19 protein-coding genes are annotated in these 19,504 nt (G+C 56.7%); 8 read left to right on the top strand and 11 right to left on the bottom strand.

The genetic code is table 11. The features are described 5' to 3' along the window. Positions 1-54: 54 nt before the first annotated feature. Positions 55-414 carry an acid shock protein gene (locus tag V6940_RS04245; protein ID WP_333494948.1) on the top strand — a complete coding sequence of 120 codons (360 nt, stop codon included), beginning with the start codon at positions 55-57 and terminating at the stop codon, positions 412-414. An 88-nt stretch (positions 415-502) separates the two neighbouring features. Here V6940_RS04245 and V6940_RS04240 read toward each other — a convergent pair whose 3' ends face one another. Both V6940_RS04240 and V6940_RS04235 read right to left on the bottom strand, forming a co-directional pair. Continuing rightward, positions 503-2,461 (bottom strand): peptidase U32 family protein, encoded by a 1,959-nt coding sequence (locus tag V6940_RS04240; protein WP_333495006.1) that lies wholly within the window; start codon positions 2,459-2,461, stop codon positions 503-505. A 199-nt stretch (positions 2,462-2,660) separates the two neighbouring features. Further along, the gene (locus V6940_RS04235) at positions 2,661-3,236 is read right to left on the bottom strand and encodes a helix-turn-helix domain-containing protein (protein ID WP_333494947.1); all 576 of its coding nucleotides are present in this window, start codon (positions 3,234-3,236) and stop codon (positions 2,661-2,663) included. A gap of 135 nt (positions 3,237-3,371) precedes the next feature. Here V6940_RS04235 and V6940_RS04230 point away from each other — a divergent pair, with 135 nt between their 5' ends. Continuing rightward, positions 3,372-4,538: a benzoate/H(+) symporter BenE family transporter gene (locus tag V6940_RS04230; protein WP_333494946.1), complete on the top strand. Its 1,167-nt coding sequence runs from the start codon at positions 3,372-3,374 to the stop codon at positions 4,536-4,538. Here V6940_RS04230 and V6940_RS04225 read toward each other — a convergent pair. Beyond that, positions 4,515-5,384 (bottom strand): AraC family transcriptional regulator, encoded by an 870-nt coding sequence (locus V6940_RS04225; RefSeq protein WP_333494945.1) that lies wholly within the window; start codon positions 5,382-5,384, stop codon positions 4,515-4,517. The two genes, V6940_RS04230 and V6940_RS04225, sit on opposite strands and share 24 nt — an antisense overlap. Positions 5,385-5,567: 183 nt before the next feature. Between V6940_RS04225 and V6940_RS04220 the strand changes: the two genes are divergently transcribed. The 5 genes from V6940_RS04220 to V6940_RS04200 all read left to right on the top strand — a co-directional run bounded on the left by V6940_RS04220 (position 5,568) and on the right by V6940_RS04200 (position 11,079). Continuing rightward, a complete protein-coding gene (locus V6940_RS04220) occupies positions 5,568-6,467 on the top strand; it encodes a DMT family transporter (protein ID WP_333494944.1) in 900 nt (299 codons plus the stop codon). A 292-nt stretch (positions 6,468-6,759) separates the two neighbouring features. Beyond that, positions 6,760-7,701: an alpha/beta hydrolase gene (locus V6940_RS04215; RefSeq protein WP_333495005.1), complete on the top strand. Its 942-nt coding sequence runs from the start codon at positions 6,760-6,762 to the stop codon at positions 7,699-7,701. Positions 7,702-7,738: 37 nt separating this feature from the next. Next, positions 7,739-8,476 carry a response regulator gene (locus V6940_RS04210; protein ID WP_333494943.1) on the top strand — a complete coding sequence of 246 codons (738 nt, stop codon included), beginning with the start codon at positions 7,739-7,741 and terminating at the stop codon, positions 8,474-8,476. Then, complete coding sequence (locus V6940_RS04205) at positions 8,473-9,807, top strand: ATP-binding protein (RefSeq protein WP_333494942.1); 1,335 nt, start codon at positions 8,473-8,475, stop codon at positions 9,805-9,807. The genes V6940_RS04210 and V6940_RS04205 overlap by 4 nt, the downstream gene beginning before the upstream one ends. 99 nt (positions 9,808-9,906) lie before the next feature. Beyond that, positions 9,907-11,079, top strand: a complete 1,173-nt coding sequence (locus V6940_RS04200) for a cytochrome c biogenesis protein DipZ (RefSeq protein ID WP_333494941.1) — start codon at positions 9,907-9,909, stop codon at positions 11,077-11,079. 62 nt (positions 11,080-11,141) lie between these two features. On the opposite strand, the gene V6940_RS04195 is transcribed toward V6940_RS04200, so the two are convergent. The 6 genes from V6940_RS04195 to V6940_RS04170 form a co-directional block, all read right to left on the bottom strand. Beyond that, positions 11,142-11,810 (bottom strand): DUF3313 domain-containing protein, encoded by a 669-nt coding sequence (locus tag V6940_RS04195; protein WP_333010617.1) that lies wholly within the window; start codon positions 11,808-11,810, stop codon positions 11,142-11,144. 146 nt (positions 11,811-11,956) lie between these two features. Next, a complete protein-coding gene (gene tehB / locus V6940_RS04190) occupies positions 11,957-12,553 on the bottom strand; it encodes a tellurite resistance methyltransferase TehB (protein WP_333494940.1) in 597 nt (198 codons plus the stop codon). Next, on the bottom strand, positions 12,550-13,554 hold the full coding sequence (gene tehA / locus V6940_RS04185) for a dicarboxylate transporter/tellurite-resistance protein TehA (RefSeq protein ID WP_333494939.1): 1,005 nt from the start codon (positions 13,552-13,554) through the stop codon (positions 12,550-12,552). Before tehA ends, tehB begins: the two co-directional genes overlap by 4 nt. Positions 13,555-13,612: 58 nt before the next feature. After that, positions 13,613-14,242 carry a LysE family translocator gene (locus tag V6940_RS04180; protein ID WP_333494938.1) on the bottom strand — a complete coding sequence of 210 codons (630 nt, stop codon included), beginning with the start codon at positions 14,240-14,242 and terminating at the stop codon, positions 13,613-13,615. Positions 14,243-14,290: 48 nt separating this feature from the next. Continuing rightward, positions 14,291-14,926, bottom strand: a complete 636-nt coding sequence (locus V6940_RS04175; protein ID WP_333494937.1) for a helix-turn-helix transcriptional regulator — start codon at positions 14,924-14,926, stop codon at positions 14,291-14,293. 58 nt (positions 14,927-14,984) lie between these two features. Next, positions 14,985-15,953, bottom strand: coding sequence for a threo-3-hydroxy-L-aspartate ammonia-lyase (locus V6940_RS04170; protein WP_333494936.1), 969 nt, complete (start codon positions 15,951-15,953; stop codon positions 14,985-14,987). A 147-nt stretch (positions 15,954-16,100) separates the two neighbouring features. Between V6940_RS04170 and ydcK the strand changes: the two genes are divergently transcribed. Then, the gene (gene ydcK, locus V6940_RS04165; RefSeq protein WP_333494935.1) at positions 16,101-17,081 is read left to right on the top strand and encodes a YdcK family protein; all 981 of its coding nucleotides are present in this window, start codon (positions 16,101-16,103) and stop codon (positions 17,079-17,081) included. Here the strand turns inward: ydcK and rimL are convergent. Then, positions 17,076-17,624 carry a 50S ribosomal protein L7/L12-serine acetyltransferase gene (rimL, locus tag V6940_RS04160; RefSeq protein WP_333494934.1) on the bottom strand — a complete coding sequence of 183 codons (549 nt, stop codon included), beginning with the start codon at positions 17,622-17,624 and terminating at the stop codon, positions 17,076-17,078. The genes ydcK and rimL overlap by 6 nt on opposite strands. A gap of 114 nt (positions 17,625-17,738) precedes the next feature. Continuing rightward, a complete protein-coding gene (locus V6940_RS04155; protein ID WP_333494933.1) occupies positions 17,739-19,394 on the bottom strand; it encodes a glucan biosynthesis protein D in 1,656 nt (551 codons plus the stop codon). Positions 19,395-19,504 lie beyond the last annotated feature (110 nt).

The following is a 19,504-nucleotide window of genomic DNA, read 5'->3' as shown; positions in this document are numbered from 1 at the left end:
TCCATGTTTTATTGGTCAACTACGTCCCATACACAAAAGCAATGTATGGAGTACATGATGAAGAAAATTATTGCACTGTCTGCAATCCTGGCAATGGGTCTGTGTTCAACCGCTTTCGCCGCCGACCATCAAGAGCCGCCGAAAAAGCCGCCTGTAGAACAGCAGCATAATAGTCAGCCGCCGCACGACAACAAAGGTCCGCAGCAGGATGGCAAAGGCCAGCCGCCACGCGACAACAAAGGTCCGCAGCAGGATGGCAAAGGCCAGCCGCCACGCGACAATAAAGGCCAGCAGCATGACGGCAAAGGCCAGCCGCCGCACGACAATAAAGGCCCGCAGCATGATGGTAAAGGCCAGCCGCCAAAACACGACGGTGACAACAAGCTGCCACCGAAAGACGGGCAGCATAACTAAGTAAAAAAGGCCGGAGATTCCGGCCTTTTTTGTTTGGCATTGTTGCCTTTCCCGGCGTCTCGTTGCTCGGCCGTGCTACAAAGCGGCGCTATTTCCGGCGCGGTAATGTTTTCAGCAAATCGTCCGGGCTGACCGATGCCACCACGCTGCCCGGAAGCGGCATCTTCAGGGTGTGGTTTTTGATTTTGCCAATCACGTGCATTTCACACGGGCGGCAGTCAAATTTCAGCGTCAGCACTTCGTCACCGTTAATCAACTGCATCGGCGTGGCTTTCCAGCTCTTAATCGACCCCTTCGCCTGTTTTGGACACAGGTTAAAGGCAAAGCGCAGACAGTGTTTGGTGATCATCACCGGCACGTCGCCCTTCTCTTCGTGCGCCTCATAGGCCGCATCAATCAACTGTACGCCGTAGCGATGATAAAACTCACGCGCCTTGTGGTTATACACGTTGGCAAGGAAATTAAGATGGCTTTCCGGATAGACCGGTGGCGGTGTGGTTACCGCTTTACGGCTTCCGCGTACGTAGGCCGCCAGACGCGCTTCATCGAGCATCTCTACGGTTTCGCGACGTAGCTGGTTCAGCATACTGTTAGGCGCAAACAGCGCCTCCGGCAGCATCACCTCAACCCCGCGTGGATAGTAGATCGTCTGCCCCAGTTTGGCGATCCCGTCCTGTAGCTGGCTCAGCGCTTTATCCGCATTGTTCGCCGCCGCAAATTCGCCGTCCAGGGTATGCGTCACGCTAACGCCATCCTCGCTGGTCATCGTCAGCACCAGCTGTTCCTGCCAGCCAGACAGCTCGATATCCACCGCAATGCGGCGCTCGCTGGAGGTTTTCAACAGCGCCTGTTGCCAGTTGTGATCGAGGTTGCGGTTCAATACCTGATGCGGACGTGCTTTATGCAGGTCAGCAGGCATCTCGTTTGGCCACACGCGATAGCGGTTTTCACCGATTTTTTCTACCGTATTGGCACGGAAGCCGACCACTTCACGTTTAATCAATACATTCAGGCCATCGCCGTTGGCCAGCGGCTCGCTGACTTCTACATCGAGGGTATCTTTATTGACCTTCAGCACCTCGCCGACCGGCAGGCCGACGAATTTCGGCGAGTCAAACGCACCGATGTTCATCTGGCGCTGGTTGACAAAATAATCGGTGCTGCCGCGATGGAAGGTTTTGTCCGTTGACGGCACGAAGAAATGTTCGGTGCGTCCGGCAGAGGCACGGCCTAAATCACCGCGTTCTTCAATCAGCGTATCGAGCATCTGGCGATAGTGCGCGGTGATGTTCTTCACGTAGCTCATATCTTTATAGCGCCCTTCAATCTTGAAGGAGCGCACGCCCGCGTCAATCAGCGCGCCAAGGTTGGCGGTCTGATCGTTATCTTTCATCGACAGCAGGTGTTTTTCAAACGCCACTACGCGACCCTGGTCATCTTTCAGGGTGTACGGCAGACGGCAGGCCTGTGAACAGTCGCCACGGTTGGCGCTACGCCCGGTCTGAGCATGCGAAATATTGCACTGCCCGGAGTAGGCCACGCACAGTGCACCGTGGATAAAGAACTCGATGGTCGCATCGGTCACGTCATGAATGGCTTTAATCTGTTGCAGATTCAGCTCGCGCGCCAGCACTATCTGGCTGAACCCGACGTCCGACAGGAATTTGGCTTTCTCAACGGTGCGAATATCGCACTGGGTGCTGGCATGCAGTTCAATCGGCGGTAGGTCGAGCTGCATAATGCCCATATCCTGCACGATCAGCGCATCCACGCCCGCGTCGTACAGGCTGGTAATCAGCTTCTGCGCTGGCGCCAGCTCATCATCATGCAGAATGGTGTTGAGGGTAATAAAGATTTTCGCACCGTAACGATGGGCAAATGGCACCAGCGCGGCGATGTCCTGCAGGCTGTTGCTGGCGTTATGGCGCGCCCCAAAACCAGGGCCGCCGATATACACCGCATCGGCACCATGAAGAATCGCTTCACGAGCAATAGCGGTATCGCGAGCCGGGCTAAGGAGTTCAAGAAGAGTGTTCTGCTGGCGCATACAGTCAGGGTTATCCAGTCGAGTCACAAAATGGCGGCTATTGTAGCCAGAAGCCGCGACGGACGAAAACAGTTTCCACCGCTTGTGCGCCGCGATTAGCATAATTTCAGTAACCTATTACCGAAATGGGCATTTCCGCTTTCGGCATCAGTCCGTTAGAGTCGGTTTCGTATTCCGGACTTTCCTCGTAACGGCCACGTTATGGTTCATTGTCATGATTTGCCGCAGGCCTGCCTGCGGCGTTTTCTTTGGGATAATGAATGATAGAGTGGAAATGGGTTACCTGCTCACCGCTGTTGCGATAGGCATGCGCCAGGTCGCCGGCAAAGCGTAACCCCTGGCCGGGATACAGTGTCCGCCACTCCCCCTCAATGCACATATCAAGCTGCCCGCTAATCACCACCACGTGTTCAATCACCCCTTTTTCATGCGGGGTTGATTCGCTTAATGCGCCGGGCGCAAGGGTAATAGAAAAGTGGTCAAAGCAAAGTACCGGGTCCCAGGGGAACACTGGCGTCACCACCATCGCCTGCTGTTGCGGGTCAAACGACTGCTCTGCGCCCGGTATCTCCGGCGTAATAAAGACCGAAAACGGCACGTTCAGACCAGTGGCTATTTTCCACAGCGTCGCCACCGTCGGGCTGGACTCGTTGCGTTCGATTTGCCCCAGCATCGCCTTCGACACGGCGGTCTCTTCCGCCAACTTCGAGAGACTCCAGCCGCGCTGCTGACGTAAGGATTTCAGCGTTACCGCCAGGTGTTGCGCAATATTCATTCCACCTCCATTCACTTCCATCGCCAAAGTATACCCCACGCCGCCCGTGCCGTTTTAGCAAATCCCACGTTGGCGTTGTGCGCTATAACGCACAATGCTACATTAAATGGACGCTATAACGCACAAGAGACTTTTATGCGATCTCCTATCATTCCTTTTCCTACCGTACTGGCCGGCTTTGTCGCCGTGCTGGTCGGCTACGCCAGCTCTGCGGCGATCATCTGGCAGGCCGCAGCGGCGGCGGGCGCAACCGCGGTACAAATCTCCGGCTGGATGACCGCGCTCGGCCTGGCAATGGGTGTCGGTACGCTGGTGCTGACACTATGGCGTAAAGTGCCTATCTTAACCGCCTGGTCTACCCCCGGCGCGGCGTTGCTGGTTGGCAGCTTGCAAGGCGCAACGCTGAATGATGCGGTGGGCATTTTTATCTTTGCTAATGCGTTGATTGTGATTTGCGGTCTCACCGGCTGGTTTGCCCGACTGATGAAGCTGATTCCGCATTCGCTGGCCGCCGCGATGCTGGCAGGCATCCTGCTGCGCTTCGGCCTACAGGCCTTTGCCTCGCTACAGGGGCAACTGGTGCTATGCGGCAGTATGCTGGTTGGCTGGCTGTTGTTTAAAGCGCTCGCCCCACGCTACGCGGTGGTAGCGGCGCTGGCGATCGGTATTGTGGTCGCCGCGGCTAAAGGTGACGTTGTCACCGAATCACTAAGTCTGGCAGTGGTCGCACCGCAGTATATCGCGCCGCATTTCTCTCTCACTCAACTACTGAGCATCGGTATCCCGTTTTTCCTGGTCACGATGGCATCGCAAAACGCACCCGGACTCGCCACGCTTCAGGCCTCCGGCTATCGCGTGCCGATTTCACCGCTGATTGTGGTCAGCGGGGCCTTTGGTCTTGTGCTGGCGCCGTTCGGTGTCTATTCCGTCTGTATTGCTGCGATTACCGCCGCCATCTGCCAGAGCCCGGATGCGCATCCCGACCCGCTAAAGCGCTGGCAGGCTGCGGCGGCAGCGGGCATTTTCTATCTGATTGCTGGCGTCTTTGGTGGTTCCATCACCGCACTGATGTCGGCATTACCGACGGCATGGATCCAAATGCTGGCGGGATTAGCGCTGCTCAGTACGCTGGGAGGTAGCCTGTTCCAGGCGTTGAGCAGCGACAGGGAACGCGATGCGGCAATGGTCACCTTCCTGGTCACCGCCAGCGGGATAAGCCTGGCAGGCGTAGGGTCGGCATTCTGGGGATTAGTGATTGGCGGCGTCAGCTTTGCGCTGTTATCCCGCAAGGCTCGCGCGTAGTTGTGACGGTGTCACGCCGTTCGTCGCTTTAAAGCGGTTACTGAAGTGGCTGGCTGAGCTAAATCCGCAGCCCAGAGCAATGTCGGTCAGGGATTGTGTCGTGTAGCGCACCAACTGCTGTGCGCGGTCCATCCGGCGCTGCATCACGTACTGATGCGGTGCCAGCCCCACGCTCTGGCGGAACATACGTGCAAAATGATATTCACTTAAGGTCGCCTGCGCGGCAAGGTCGGCAAGCGTCAGCGGCGCGGAGAGATTCGCATCGATATAGTCGAGTGTATTACGCAGTACCGCTGGCGCCAGCCCGCCGGTTACCGTCGGTAGCCGCCACTGCACGTTGGCATGATGTTGAATCAGGTGCGTTAGCAGCAGCGTACTGGCACTGCTCAGCGTCAGCTGGTTTGCCGGTTGCTGCCAATCATAACCGAGCAGAAACTGGCGGTAGAGCAGCGTAATTTTCGGGTCATCGCCAAAAATCTGTTCGTCGAGGGTCAGGGTCGCCGGGCTGCGATCCCATACCTGCTCACCAACCTTCCGCAGGTGTTCATCGGTGCAGTAGAGATGGACAAACGACAGATCGCCGCGAATGTCCCACGTTGATTCGCTGTCCTTTGGCATCAGGCAAAAACGGTCAGGCCCGCCGCCGTTTTTCCAGCCGTGAGGGGTTTTCTGGTAGCTTTCATAGCCGTCGGCCACGTACAGGCTCAGGGTGTGATGATCGCTCTTCACCGTCAGGTTATCGCATTTGTTATACCAGGCCGCCAGCTGTATCCCAGAGTTGAGCGCAACGGTTTCCCGCAGTTGGGCATTCTGACTCTGTAATCTTTCAAACGTTGCGTAGGCCATTAACATATCTATCACGATTATCGATAGTCTCAGTCTAGGGACTGTCGCCCGCAGAATCTAGCGTTCTCAGCGCGTCGCAGACAAAAAAACCGCAAGAATATGCAAGTCCCCCGCAGCCTTCTGCAAGCGCCGTGTGTCGCATTCCCGCACACTGCGTTTTTCATTGTGATTTTGCGAGGAATTATGAACGCGCTGCTCTATGCTCTGGTCGTTGTTATCTGGGGAACCACCTGGATTGCCATCTTTTTACAGCAGGGCCCGGTTCCTGAGGCGGTTTCCATTTTCTGGCGCTTTGCCATTGCCAGCCTCACCATGATGACCATTTTACTGAGTCTGCGCCGTCTACGCCCGTTGGCGCTGCGCGATCACCTGTTCTGCATCGTGCAGGGCTGCTGCGTGTTCGGCTTTAACTTCCTCTGTTTTTATACCGCCGCAAAATGGATTAACACCGGGCTCGAGTCGGTGATTTTCTCCATGGCGGTGCTGTTTAACGCCATCAACAGCTTTATCTTTTTCCGTCAGACGCCACCGAAGCGTTTCTACCTCGCCGCGCTGCTGGGGTTATGCGGCATCGTCACCCTCTTCTGGGATGACCTGCAGGCGGTGGGCATGAGCAGCACGCTGCTGGCCGGGATTTTACTCAGCGCGCTCGGAACCTACGGTTTTTCGCTGGGGAATATGCTCAGCATGCGTCACCAGCGCCGTGGCCTGGAGACGCTGACCACCAACACCTGGGCGATGCTCTACGGCACCATCATCATCGGCGTTATCGCCCTGCTTCGCGGTGATGATTTCACCCCGCAGTGGACGGTGAGCTATATGGGCGCCCTGTTCTATCTGGCGATCTTCGGCTCGGTGATTGCATTCGGCGTCTATTTCACCCTGGTCGGGCGTATTGGGGCCAGCAACGCCGCCTACAGTACGTTGCTGTTCCCGCTGGTCGCGCTGACGCTGTCGACAATCTATGAGGGCTACCAGTGGCATGCGAACGCGGTGGTCGGGCTGGTACTGATTCTGCTGGGGAACCTGGTGATGTTTGCCAAACCGGAAATGTGGCGAGTGCCGTTTTTAAGTCGGGCGTGATCCCGGCATCGCGTTGCTCGGCCGGGCTACGATATTGCGTGTAGCCCGGTCGTTTGTTTGTATCACACTGTATCTGTCCTCACCCCGGATACACTAGCTGGCAAAATCCCCGCAATCCCACACATCCTCGACACGTCCGGCTGTTTTTATTATCAGGTCGCGATAGCCGCCTATACTTCGTTCGCTATCGTTTTTGATTTGATGATATCAAGCCTCTGTCCAGGAGAAATTCATGAACGCTTCAGCCTCTTCCGTATCCCGCTTTCACCGTCTGTATCTGGCCACTCTGCTGATGGCCTCTGCGTTGCCCGCACTGGCTACAACCGACTACGCCAGCGAGTTCAAAACGGTGCATCAGATTCACGCCGGTGTACTCGACGTCGGCTACGTCGATATTGGTCCCCGCGACGGGCAGCCGGTTATCTTGCTTCACGGCTGGCCGTACGATATCAACAGCTACGCAGAAGTGGCTCCAGCGCTTGCCCGCAAAGGCTTTCGGGTGATTGTCCCCCATCTTCGTGGCTACGGTAGCACTCGTTTTCTCGCCGCCAGCACGCCGCGAAACGGGCAGCCTTCCGCCATGGCGGCCGATATTGTGGCGCTAATGGACGCATTGAACATCAAGCAGGCCGATTTTGCCGGATACGACTGGGGTGCACGCACCGCCGATATCGTCGCGGCGCTGTGGCCGGAACGTGTGAAATCGCTGGTTTCCGTGAGCGGCTATCTGATCAGCAGCCAGAAAATTGGCGAACAGCCGCTGCCGCCGAAAGCGGAACTGCAGTGGTGGTATCAGTTCTATTTCGCCACGCCACGCGGCCAGGCAGGCTATGCGAAGCACACCCACGAATTCGCCAGACTTATCTGGCAGCAGGCCTCGCCGGACTGGAAGTTTAGCGACAGCACCTTCAACACCAGCGCCGCATCGCTGGATAATCCTGACCACGTGGCGATAACTATCAGCAACTACCGCTGGCGCCAGGGGCTGGAAAAAGGTGAAGCAAAATATGATAAATATGAGCAGAAGCTGGCGACGCTGCCGCCGATAACGGTACCGACGATCACGATTGAAGGTGGCAACAACGGTGCACCTCACCCGGATCCGAAAACCTATGCAGCACACTTTACCGGCAAATATGAACATCGTACCTTCGGTACCCACGTCGGCCATAACCCGCCGCAGGAAGCCCCGGCTGATTTCACCATGGCAGTGGTTGATGCCGATAAGCTGTAAGCTGATAGTGGCCCCCAAGCCCTTTTCTGGAGAATGCATGGAACATATCGACAATATCCTGGTGGTGGACGACGACCACGACATCCGTGAGCTGGTCGTCGACTATTTGCAGAAATCAGGCTACCGGGCAACAGGGGCCAGCAACGGCAAGGCGATGCGCGCCTATATGAGTGGTAATCAGGTCGACTTAGTGGTGCTGGATATTATGATGCCTGGCGATGACGGGTTAACCCTGTGCCGCCAGTTGCGTAACGATCGCCAGAACGTCCCAGTGCTGATGCTGACCGCGCGCGGCGATGACGCAGACCGCATTCTGGGGCTGGAAATGGGCGCCGACGACTATCTGGTGAAGCCGTTTGTCGCCCGCGAACTGCTGGCACGCATTAAGGCGATTCTACGCCGCTACCGCGCCCTGCCGCCCAATTTGCAAATCACCGAAACCGGACGTTTGATTGCCTTTGGCGACTGGCAACCCGATACCGCCGCTCGCCACCTGATAGATAATGATGGCCTGGCGGTGGCATTAAGCGGTGCGGAATATCGCCTGCTGCGCGTGTTTGTTGATCATCCACAGCGCGTATTAAGCCGCGACCAGTTGCTCAGCTTAACACAGGGGCGCGACGCGGAGCTGTTCGAACGCTCCATCGATCTTCTGGTCAGCCGCCTGCGCCAACGCTTAAACGACGACGCCCGTGAACCGGCCTATATCAAAACGGTGCGCAGCGAAGGCTACGTGCTGGCGATGGCGGTTGAAATTCGGGAACACCGCGAATGAGGCTATGGCCAAAATCCCTGCTCTATCAGTTGGTGTTAATCGTGCTTGGCGGCCTGCTGCTGGCCAACGGCCTGACGCTGTCGCTGCTGCTGTACGAGCGAATGACCAGCGCGCGCAGCGTGATGCTCAACACCCTCGAAAATGATGTTGCCACCAGCGTGGCTATTCTCGACCGACTCCCCGCCAGCGAGCGCAATGTCTGGCTTCCCCGTCTGGCACGTGGTAACTATCAATACCTGATCTCAAGCGGCGAGTCCGGCCCTGCGCCGACCGGTTGGCGTACGCGCAGCATCGTGCAGACACTGCAAAATGCATTGGGGGAAAAATATGCCCTTACCGTCAGCCATCTGCCTGGCCCGCAGGAGCATATTCAGGCCCACCTTCATTTGAGTGATGGTCAGCCGCTCACCATCGACATGTACCCGCAGCTCCCGGCGCTGGCACGTTGGTTACCCGTTGTCCTGGTCGCACAGCCATTACTGCTGCTGATTTTCGCCTGGCTGGCAGTGCGTCAGGTGGTGCGTCCGCTACGGCGCTTTACCCGCGCAGTTGAAACCCTCGAACCGGCGGCCACCACCCCACAGCCCATGACGGAGCGCGGCCCGCTTGAGGTGCAACAAACGGCGCGGGCGTTCAACGCCATGCAGGCGCGCATTCAGCACTATCTAAAAGAGCGCACGCAGATCCTCGCCGCTATCTCCCACGACCTGCAAACCCCCATCACCCGTATGAAACTTCGGGTGGAGATGGCGCGGGAGCCCGCATTGCAGGAAAAGCTGATGCAGGATCTGGATGCCATGACCCGGCTGGTGCGCGAAGGTATCGCCTACGCCCGCAGCACCGAAAGCATGCAGGAGCCGGGCCAGCGCCTCGACCTTAACGCCTTTCTGGATACCCTGGTCTGCGACTACACCGATACCGGGCATCCGGTCACGTTCGTTTCGTCGGGTCACCCCATGCCGCTCACCACCTTCCCACAGGCGCTGCGACGGGTCGTGACCAATCTTGTCGATAACGCGCTAAAGTACGGCGACACCGCACGGCTGACCCTCCAGTCCGCCGACGATCGCTGGCTGGCCATTGTGATTGACGACAGTGGGCCGGGCATTCCTGAGCATGAGCTGGAAGCCGTACTGCAACCCTTCTATCGGCTGGAATCATCGCGCAACCGCCATACCGGCGGCACCGGGCTGGGTCTGGCTATCGCCTCGCAGCTCGCGGTTCGCTTGCAGGGAAAACTCACGCTGAGCAATCGACCGCAGGGTGGCCTGTCAGCCAGATTGCTGCTGCCTTTGTATCCTGATGTATCTGAGGCAATCGTCGACAATTAAGCTGACAAAACGGCCGATTGCCGAAACATTCCCACGACATCGATACGATTAAATCACCTCATCGCCTGCTCGGCAGGCTTCATTGATATGAGGTGTCTGATGGCTATTATTATCGCGTTTCTCGGCGGGATGTTGACCCTGCTAAGCCCCTGCACGCTGCCGGTGATCCCGTTTCTGTTTGCCAGCGTGAAAGGACAAAAACGACATCTGGCAGCGATGCTCGCCGGGATGGTGGTGATGTTTACCGCACTGTCGCTGCTGGTCACCGTCGCCAGTGCCTGGGTCACTCAGGTCACACTGGCGGGTCGCTGGCTGGCGCTTGCCTTTCTTAGCGCGGTGGCGCTGTCGCTCATCTCACCACGTCTCGCCCAGCGGCTGATGGACCCGGTGGTGCGATTAGGAAACCAGGTGAACGACCGCAGTCTGAACCGTCGTGGCGTGATTGCCGCCCTGCTGGCGGGCATTGCCACCGGGCTATTGTGGGCACCGTGCGCAGGGCCGGTGCTGGGTGCTATCCTGAGTCTCGGCATCGTTCAGGGCAACAGCGTCTCCAGCGGCGTGCTGCTTGCGGCCTACGGTAGCGGTTGTGCCATCATGCTGGGCTTGATCTGGCTCGGCGGGCAGCGTGTACTGCACTGGCTACGCAACAGGACGGTGATGGTCGAGCGGTTAAAACAGCTAGCGGGGGTAACGATGCTGGCCTCCGTGGCGCTCATTGCTTCCGGTACCACCAGCGTACTGCAAGGGGCGACGGGGCTTTCTGCCCAACTGGAGAAAAATCTGGTCGGCTGGCTTCCGGCCACCCCAGTGAAGCTCCAGCCGGTTGCTGACAGCGCTTTGCCACCATTGAGCGGCGGTACAGGCTGGATCAACAGCGCACCGCTCGCTAGCGAATCGCTGAAGGGCAAAGTGGTACTGATCGATTTCTGGACCTTCGACTGTATTAACTGCCAGCATACGCTACCGCACGTGCGGCAGTGGGCGGAAAAGTATCGGCCGCAGGGGCTGGAGGTGATTGGGGTACATACGCCGGAGTATCCGCATGAGAAAAATTTAAGCGCGGTGCAGGAAGCAGTAAAAAAATGGCAAATAAACTATCCCGTCGTCACCGACAATAATTACCAAATCTGGAGCGCTTTTGGGAATCAATACTGGCCGGCCCACTATCTTTTCGACGCTCGGGGGCAGTTACGCTATACCTTTTTCGGCGAAGGAAATTATGCCGAGCAGGAGTCTGCAATTGCGCAACTATTAAAAGAAGCCAGAGCATGAATGAATAAAATAAGGGCGGCACCTGCGTGTCGCCCTTTATTCATTTTCACCCTAAAGTAAAATTACTTCTGGGATGGATCGAATTTAACGGCATCAATGGCCATATCATCGATAACCTGTTTCAACGTATCCAGCGTCAGCTGGGAGTTGGAGTTAGACAGGTCTTTACCCTCACCTTTACGTACCACTTTAATGACCGGTTTATTCGTCGCCGCGTCAATCAGTTCGCCTTCAAAATAGAGGTTGGTATTCATGGTACGGTGGCCGGTCGCCGCTTCAGTACCCGCAACCACCATCGCGATTGGGATCACTTCGTAGAACTGCAGGCCTTCTTTGCTGGAGTCAACGGCAGTAATCGCACCGCGGAAGATCAGGCTATGCGGGCCAGCCGTCGTCGCCAGCGGCTTACGCTCGCTGATGGCTTTTTTCAGCTCGGTGTTGGTGTAGTTCAGAATGTCGGTCAGCGCTTTCTGCCCAACCTGCGTCGTCGGCTTCGGTACCGGGTAGTAGGTTACCGGGTTGTAGACGACGTTGGCGTAGTTAGCCGGTTTGTAGTCCGGAGAGATCCAACGCAGTTCCGTTTTTCCTGACGCCGTGGTTGCTTCCTTCAGGCCAGAATAATCTTTTAAAAATCCTGAATATTGTTGGGGAGTGGTGGTCTTCGATGCACAGCCCGCTAATGCCAGAACGCCCACAAGGGCCGCCGCTTTGAAAAACGCTTGAGTACGCATGAGAATAATCCCTGATAAATGCACAAATGCCAGTAAGTTATAGCAAATGAATCAGGAGTTTGTCGCGGCAAAAATGGAGTGGGCTCTCATTATTCGCAAAAATGATTCATGGCATAACGGGCTTGCGCCCGTTATATAAATACCAATTATGATTTCTTGCGTGCCAGCATGGTGGCAAAGCGTAATTTGATGCGATTACCGTTTTCATCGGTACGATGAAGTTCGCCGACGTCCTCGTTATATTTCAGCAGATCCCACCCTTCGTAATAGTTTTTCAGCTCACCAGCTTTAAAAGCAAACGGGAAACCGACGGTGCAAGGGAAATCGTCGGTATCCATTGCGGCGACAATCAGGTTGTAGCCGCCCGGTTTGGTGCAGCGCTGCATATTGGGGATCAGGCGCGGGATGGTGCTCGACTCAAGGAACATCATTACCACCGTGGAGAGAATAAAATCATATTCACCGTCAATGGTCAGCGTGTTGAGATCTTTCACCGCCGCCTGCAGGTTTTCCAGCCCTTCCGCTTCGCGAATCGACAGCAGGTTCTGGATGCTCATCGGGTTCTTATCCCACGCCGTCACATCGTAGCCGTTTGCCGCCAGATAGAGGCTATTACGTCCGTTGCCACAGCCAAGATCCAACGTTTTACCCGGCGCAACCTGCGTTGCTGCGTACAGCACGTCGGAATGGGTGCGGGTCAGGCCATATTTTTCGGTGAAGTAGTTTTCGTCACGAGTGGTCATTGTTCATCCTTCGGTTTCATCAGTGTTGACGGAGCAACACGAGTCAAAAGTTTACCCTGAAGCAGCAACAGCAGCGTTTTAATCAGCAGCAGGCCGATCACGATATTGGTGAAAATAAACAGCGGCAGCGCCAGGTTATGGAAAAAACCGGAACCGCTGGCGTGGCCAAGATGCAGCCCGGTGGAAGCCAGCGCGGAAATACCGAACGAGAAGCTCCAGAACGAGGCGTTAAACGCCTGGCGCAGATACCAGGGCATCAGGCGCAACATAAACAGCAGCTGCAGCAGGCCGTAGCCGAACAGCATTTTGGCAAACACATCCGCATGGCCGCCATTGATACTCAACCAGGCGTTACAGGCCACCAGCGCCGGTGCCAGTTGAATGCCGAGCGAAGTACGTAGCGGTACGGAGAGCACCCCGCCGCTGCGTAAGCGCTGGACAATGGCAGGCTCGAGCGTAATCCACGAGATAACCCCTGCGCCAAGAAATACCAGCCCGGCGTCGTTAAAGCCCAGCGCCCCGCAGGCCATCGCGCTGATGAAGTTGTTAGCCACGGTGGGGAGATAGAGCCCTGGCGTGGTGGCGTCCGCCGGATGCTCCCCACGCCACAGCCCGGCGGTTTGCCAGGCCGCGTAGCTCAGTTGCAACGCCACGCCAACGCAAAACAGCGCCAGCGCCAGCGGTCTCGACCACGGCGTTACGCCAATGGCCACCAGCATAGTCGTCGCCGGAAACAGGCTGACAAAGCTGCTGGCAATGGGATGATTCATCTCCTGCCAGACGCTATACGGAAAGCGTACCGCCCGCGTCAGGAAAGCCAGTGTCAGCAACCCCCACATCACGATGGCGAGCACCACCAGCGCATCGCCAATGCTATGACTTACCGGCAGAATGGTGCTGGCGTAACGCCAGGCAAAGCCCATTCCAATGGTCCCCAATACCATCCCAAAGTAGCCGACGGGCAGATTAAGCACCCGAGCTTCATTCTCGTTATTATGCATTTAGTTTAATTAATCAAATTTTGTTAAGTTGTATTTTAAATGATTCTTTAATGACACGCTAGCGCGAAAAGGAAGTATAGATAAGCTTCACGCCTAAGATCCCCAATACCGTGGCAGAAGTGCGGTCTACTGCGCCTTTAATGCGCAGATAAACGCGACGCGGTTTTTCCGCCGACAGCACCAGCGCCACCAGCGAATACCAACCCGCATCAATCACAAAGCTCATTACCGGCACGATGTAGTAAAACGCGGTCGGAATATTAGCCGGCAGCAGCGCGGTGAAAATAGAGGCAAAGACAATCGCCGTTTTGGGGTTGCTCAATTGGGTAAGCAGGCCGTCACGAAATGCTTTCCACAGCGAAATTTCCCGTTTTTCGCCCCCTACCGCTATCGCCATTGGCTGGCGCGCACCGCGGAAAATTTTAATCCCCATCCAGATAAGGTAGGCTCCGCCCGCAATTTTAAGGCCGATAAACAGCTCCGGCACCGCATTAAGCACCTTTTGCAGCCCCAGCATCGCCATCATGGCAAATGTCGCCGCGCCAACGCCGGTGCCCAGCGCCGTCACCAGGCCGTGCATGCGGGAATGCACCACGGCAGTTCGCGCCACGTAGATAAAACTCGGGCCGGGGCTCATTACGCCCATCACTAATACGGCTGCAATTGCTATCAGACTGGATAAAAGCATCGCTCCCCCTGGAGGCTGTCGGTGTTGAAGGACAAAACGAGTACCCCGTTATACTTCATTTTTCTGTCGCGCATAAAGATAGGACGTCGCCCGCGATATTCCCAGATGCTGCGCCACGGTATCCATCGATTTACGCAGCGCCAGCAAACCTTCCGCTCGCAGCGCCTGAATCACCGCTTTTCGGTCATCTGGGCTGAGCGCCCGCGCGGTAGTGGCACGTTGAGCGGCGAAGCGGTCAATGCGCTGGCGAATCGTCTCCAGCCCCGACGGCTCCAGGTGCTCCTCAACCGGAGCGCTGTCCAGCGCGGTAAACTGCGCCAGCGCGCTTTGCATCCCACGAAACAGCGTCATGTCAACGTTCAGACACAGCGCGGCGACGTACTGCCCCGAGGTATCTTTAATACCGATTGAGGTGCTTTTCACCGGGCGACCGTCGGCAAACTGGTTGGCGTAGTTGGCCACCACCGACGGGAAGTCCGGTGAGGCGATACGCGCGAGCCCCATTTCTGTCGTAGGTTCCCCCACCTCGCGGCCGGACAAATTATTGTGGATTGCCAGTATTGAGTGTTCCGGGTGTGTCAGATCATGCACCACCACTTCGCAGAACGGCGAAAAGGTGTCGCTGAGCCCTTTAGCAATGGTCTCAATCTGGTTCAGCAGGGAGTGGTCGTCATCATTTGCCATCTGTTTTGCCTTGCCTTCCATAAGATGAATGCCGCCTGCCTGCACAGGCAGCTGAGTATTAACCTGCCAGCAAGGCAGCATAGCGGCTGATATCCACGTTGCCGCCGCTGACGATAATCCCCACTTTTTTCCCGCGCAGCGCGGCTTTACGCGCTCGTGCGGCAGCAAAGCCGAGACAACCGGTTGGCTCTACCACCATTTTCATGCGTTCGGCGAAGAAGGTCATCGCGGAAATCAGTTCGTCGTCGCTGGCGGTCAGAATGTCATCAACGTTCTGCTGAATTAACGGGAAGGTGATCGCTCCCAGATGCTGAGTTTGCGCGCCGTCGGCAATGGTTTTAGGCGTATCGATATGCACGATGCTGCCGCTGCGGAAGGATTGCTGCCCGTCGTTGCCCGCCTCTGGCTCAACGCCGTAGATCAGGCATTCCGGTGATAGATGACGCGCCGCCAGCGCCGACCCCGAGAGTAACCCGCCGCCGCCGAGGCAGACAAATAGCGCATCCAGCGGGCCAACCTCTTCAATCAGCTCTTTCGCCGCCGTACCCTGCCCGGCAATCACGTGGGGGTGGTCGTACGGCGGGATCAGCGTCAGGCCGTGCTGTTTTGCCAGGTCGCGACCAATTTGCTCGCGGTCTTCGGTATAGCGGTCATAGGTGACAACCTGCGCACCATAGCCCTTCGTCGCCGTCACTTTAACCGCTGGCGCGTCCAGCGGCATGACAATGGTTGCCGGAATGCCCAATAGCTTTGCCGACAGCGCAATGGCCTGGGCGTGGTTGCCGGAGGAAAAGGCGACCACGCCCGCGGCCCGCTGTTCGGGGGTAAACTGCTGTAGCGCATTCATGGCGCCACGGAATTTGAAGGCGCCCATGCGCTGATAGTTTTCGCATTTGAAGAACACTTCGGCGCCAAACTCGTCGTTGACCGTCCGCGATGTCATGACCGGCGTCCGATTGGCATAACCCGCAATACGTTCCGCCGCCGCCACCACATCGCCATAGTCAGGGAGCTTTTGTTCACTCATCTCATCACCTCAATACATTTCGTATTAATTAATACACTTTGTTTAATTATGGGTTATACACCTCTTCAGCTTTCACCACCACTGATTCACTCAACTCTCGCGATGATTTGCTACATTTACTCTATCTGCATACCCACCGAGGCCATGATGAAAAAATATCGTCTCAGCGATGAAACGCGCAGCGTGCAAATTGGCGAACCCGGCGCCAGAGAGAGCGTAATGGTGCGTCAGATTATTGCTTTGCAGGATTTTGCCGATGTGACCGTCGGTAGCCTCGGTGGCTGGGTCGAAAACGAACTGTCGCTGAGCCACGATGGCGAATGCTGGATTTATGATGAGAACAGCCTGGTCTATGCCGGGGCCAGAGTGACCGAAAACGCGAGGGTGACGCAGCCTTGTGAAATCAGCCATCAGGCTGAGGTTGGTGGCAATGCGTGGATTCAGGCCAGCCGCATCAGCCACCATGCGCGGGTGAGCGGCGATGCTACCGTGCACGATTCGCAGGTTCATGGCTACTGCCACCTGTTTGGCTACGCCCATATCGCCGAGCAGTCGCAGGTCGTTGGTGCCCGAGGCTTAACCGCCGATAGCGAACAGGTGCTCCAAATCTACGATGCTGCCCAACTGCGGCACTGTCGGGTTGTACATCAGGCGCAAATCTACGGCAAAGCTTTGCTGGTTCATGCCTTTGTTGAGCATCGGGCGGAGGTTTTCGACAACGCCCGCTTAGACGGCAACGAAGAGAACAATATCTGGGTGTGCGACTGCGCCAAAGTCTACGGCCATGCGCGCATTATCGCCGGGCGCGCCGAGGATGAGATCCCCACCTTGCGCTACAGCTCGCAGGTGGCGGAAAACGCGGTGGTTGAAGGCAACTGCGTGTTGAAGCACCACGTGCTGGTCGGCGGCAATGCGCACTTACAGGGCGGGCCGATTTTGCTCGACGATCACGTGCTGATTCAGGGGGATGCACGGGTCATTGGCGATGTGCTGATCGAGTATCACATTGATATCACCGATAGCGTGGTGGTGGAAGCGCTACCGGGAGAGGCGATTCATCTTCGCGGGCGTAAGGCGATAACCGGGGCACAGCGAATTACCCGCACCCCGCTCTTCGGTGCGCTATAGCGTGGCGTCGACGATCCGCGCGTAGATATTCTGGTCGTGATAAATGCCGTTAAGGAACTCCGCCTGGCGTAAGCACCCTTCCAGTTGAAAACCGTTGCGCAGCGCCACCTGGTTGCTGCGCAGGTTATCTACCCGACACTTGATCACAAAGCGGCGAATTTCTCCACGTTCGGCGTAATAGCGAATAAACGCCTGTAACGCCGCCGACAGCGTCCCTTTTCCCTGCGCGCCCTCATCCAGCCAGTAGCCGATATAGCCCGTTTTATTCGAGGGCTCGATCTGGTTGAACGACAGCACGCCTGCCATCTGGTTATCGACAAAAATCAGGAACATTTTGGCGATGCCGCGCTGATGCAGCATCATGTTGCCCTGCACGTTCTGGCGGGAATCCTGTTCGCTGTTGACGTACTGCGGCCAGTTCAGCGTCTGCTGAAGCCACGCTTTGTTGCGCTGCACCAGCTGGTACAGCCCCGAAACGTGGCTTTCATTGACGGCATGGAGGGTAACGGAATCATTGACGGTGATGGTTTCAGCGGTGGTCATTCTCAATTCTCAGCAAGTGATCGTAAGCCTGATAAGCGCAGCGCCATCAGGCATAACGGCGCAGAGAGCCGGATGGCGGCGACGCCTTATCCGGCCTACATGACGACAGCGAGGTTATTTCATTACGCGGTCGTCAACGTACTGACGCTTATCCGGCGCTGGCGGGAAGTATTGATACAGCCAGGTTTCGCTGATGGCGTCGCCGCGGCAGCGCAGGAACAGGCGCATATCCACCGGGTCGGTCGAATCGGACGTTGGGTACCAGTCAAAGAGAATGCGGTAGCCGTCGAACGGTTCAACGTAGAGGATCTCAATCTGCTTCGCTTCCCCGCTGGAGAGGGTAATCACCGGCTCGATACCTTTCGGTGCAGCGGCTTTCAGATCGCCGCCAACAAAATCGATAGCGAAACGACGGGACCATTTTTCCGGATAATGCTCACCCGGTGCCCAACCTTCAGGGAAGCTGCCCATACCGGTACGGGTCGCCAGTACGCGCGCCAGCGGAGAACGTACCGGTGGCATTGCGCTCCAGTACAAGCGGTAGCTAAAGTTCAGCGTATCGCCCGCCTTCATCGGTTTTTCCGGCTGCCAGAAGCAGACGATGTTATCAAGCGTTTCGCCGGTGGTTGGGATCTCCATCAGGCTGACGGCCCCTTTACCCCACTGGTTACGCGGCTCAACCCACAGGCTTGGGCGTTTGTTGTACCAGCCCATAACGTCCTGGTAGTGGGTGAAATCGCGGTCAAGCTGCAGAAGACCGAAGCCTTTCGGGTTTTTATCCTGGTAGGCATTGAACTGCAGCTTCTGCGGGTTATTCAGCGGACGACACACCCACTCACCGTTGCCAAGCCACATCGCCAGGCGGTCAGAATCGTGAATTTGCGGGTGGATGGTATCGCAGACGCGGCGTTCGTTATTGCCGCAGCTGAACATGCTGGTCATCGGCGCAATGCCGAGCTGCTTGATGTCTTTACGCGCATAGATATGGTTCTCCACATCCATGATCACCTGTGCTTTTTCGCAGTGGACCACGAACTTGTACGCCCCGGTGACGCTGGCGCTATCCATCAGCGCGTAGACGGTAAAGGAGGTATCGCCCGGCTTCGCGGTTTCGAACCAGAAGGAGGTGAAGTCCGGGAACTCTTCCAGCGAGTCGGTATAGGTATCAATCGCCAGACCGCGCGCGGACAGGCCGTACTGGTAGGTGCTGTCTACCGCGCGGAAGTAGCTCGCGCCGAGGAAAGCAACGATATCGCGGCGCGCCAGCTCCGGGGCTTTAAAGACGCGGAAACCGGCAAAACCGAGGTCGGTTTGCCCTTCCAGTTGTTTGGTGTCAACACCGGCATCGTTGTACTGGAACAGCTCCGGGCGGAAGTGAATTTCACGCGCCTGGTGGCTTGTTGGATCCAGCGAGAACATGCGCACGCGACGACGGAAGCCCATCCCAACGTGGAAGAACTGCACGTCCAACTGGCGCTCTTTGACGTTGTTCCACAGTGAATGTTCAGCGTCGTACTGAATGCTGTTGTAGGCCTGCGGCGTCAGATTAGCCAGGGTATCCGGCAGCGGGCGCGGTGCGCCACTCCACGGTTGGCGAGAGAGATCGTGCGCCATGGATTGCAGTACGCCGAAATCAAAGCGACGCGTCTGGCCGTCGGCAATGCCGGAGTCCTCTGCCATCGCGGCCTGGGAGAAGAGCGATGCGAAACCGGAAGTCCCGCACACGGCGGCAACAGCCATTGAAGATTTAAGAAAGTGTCTGCGGTTCATGCCTGGCAAAGCGTCCTTTTAAAGTCGGAATGCTGCAAAATAAAAATGGCGTTATTGCCGCCCACTCTAGACAAAATTGATTGATAATCCAATTGCTAGCGCAACAAAAA

It is taken from the genome of Kluyvera sp. CHPC 1.251 (assembly GCF_036759945.1).
In the GTDB taxonomy this organism is placed as follows: Bacteria; Pseudomonadota; Gammaproteobacteria; order Enterobacterales; family Enterobacteriaceae; genus Kluyvera; species Kluyvera sichuanensis.
Note: the sequence above shows the minus strand (reverse complement) of the source record. Positions and strands in the feature narration are given on the sequence as shown.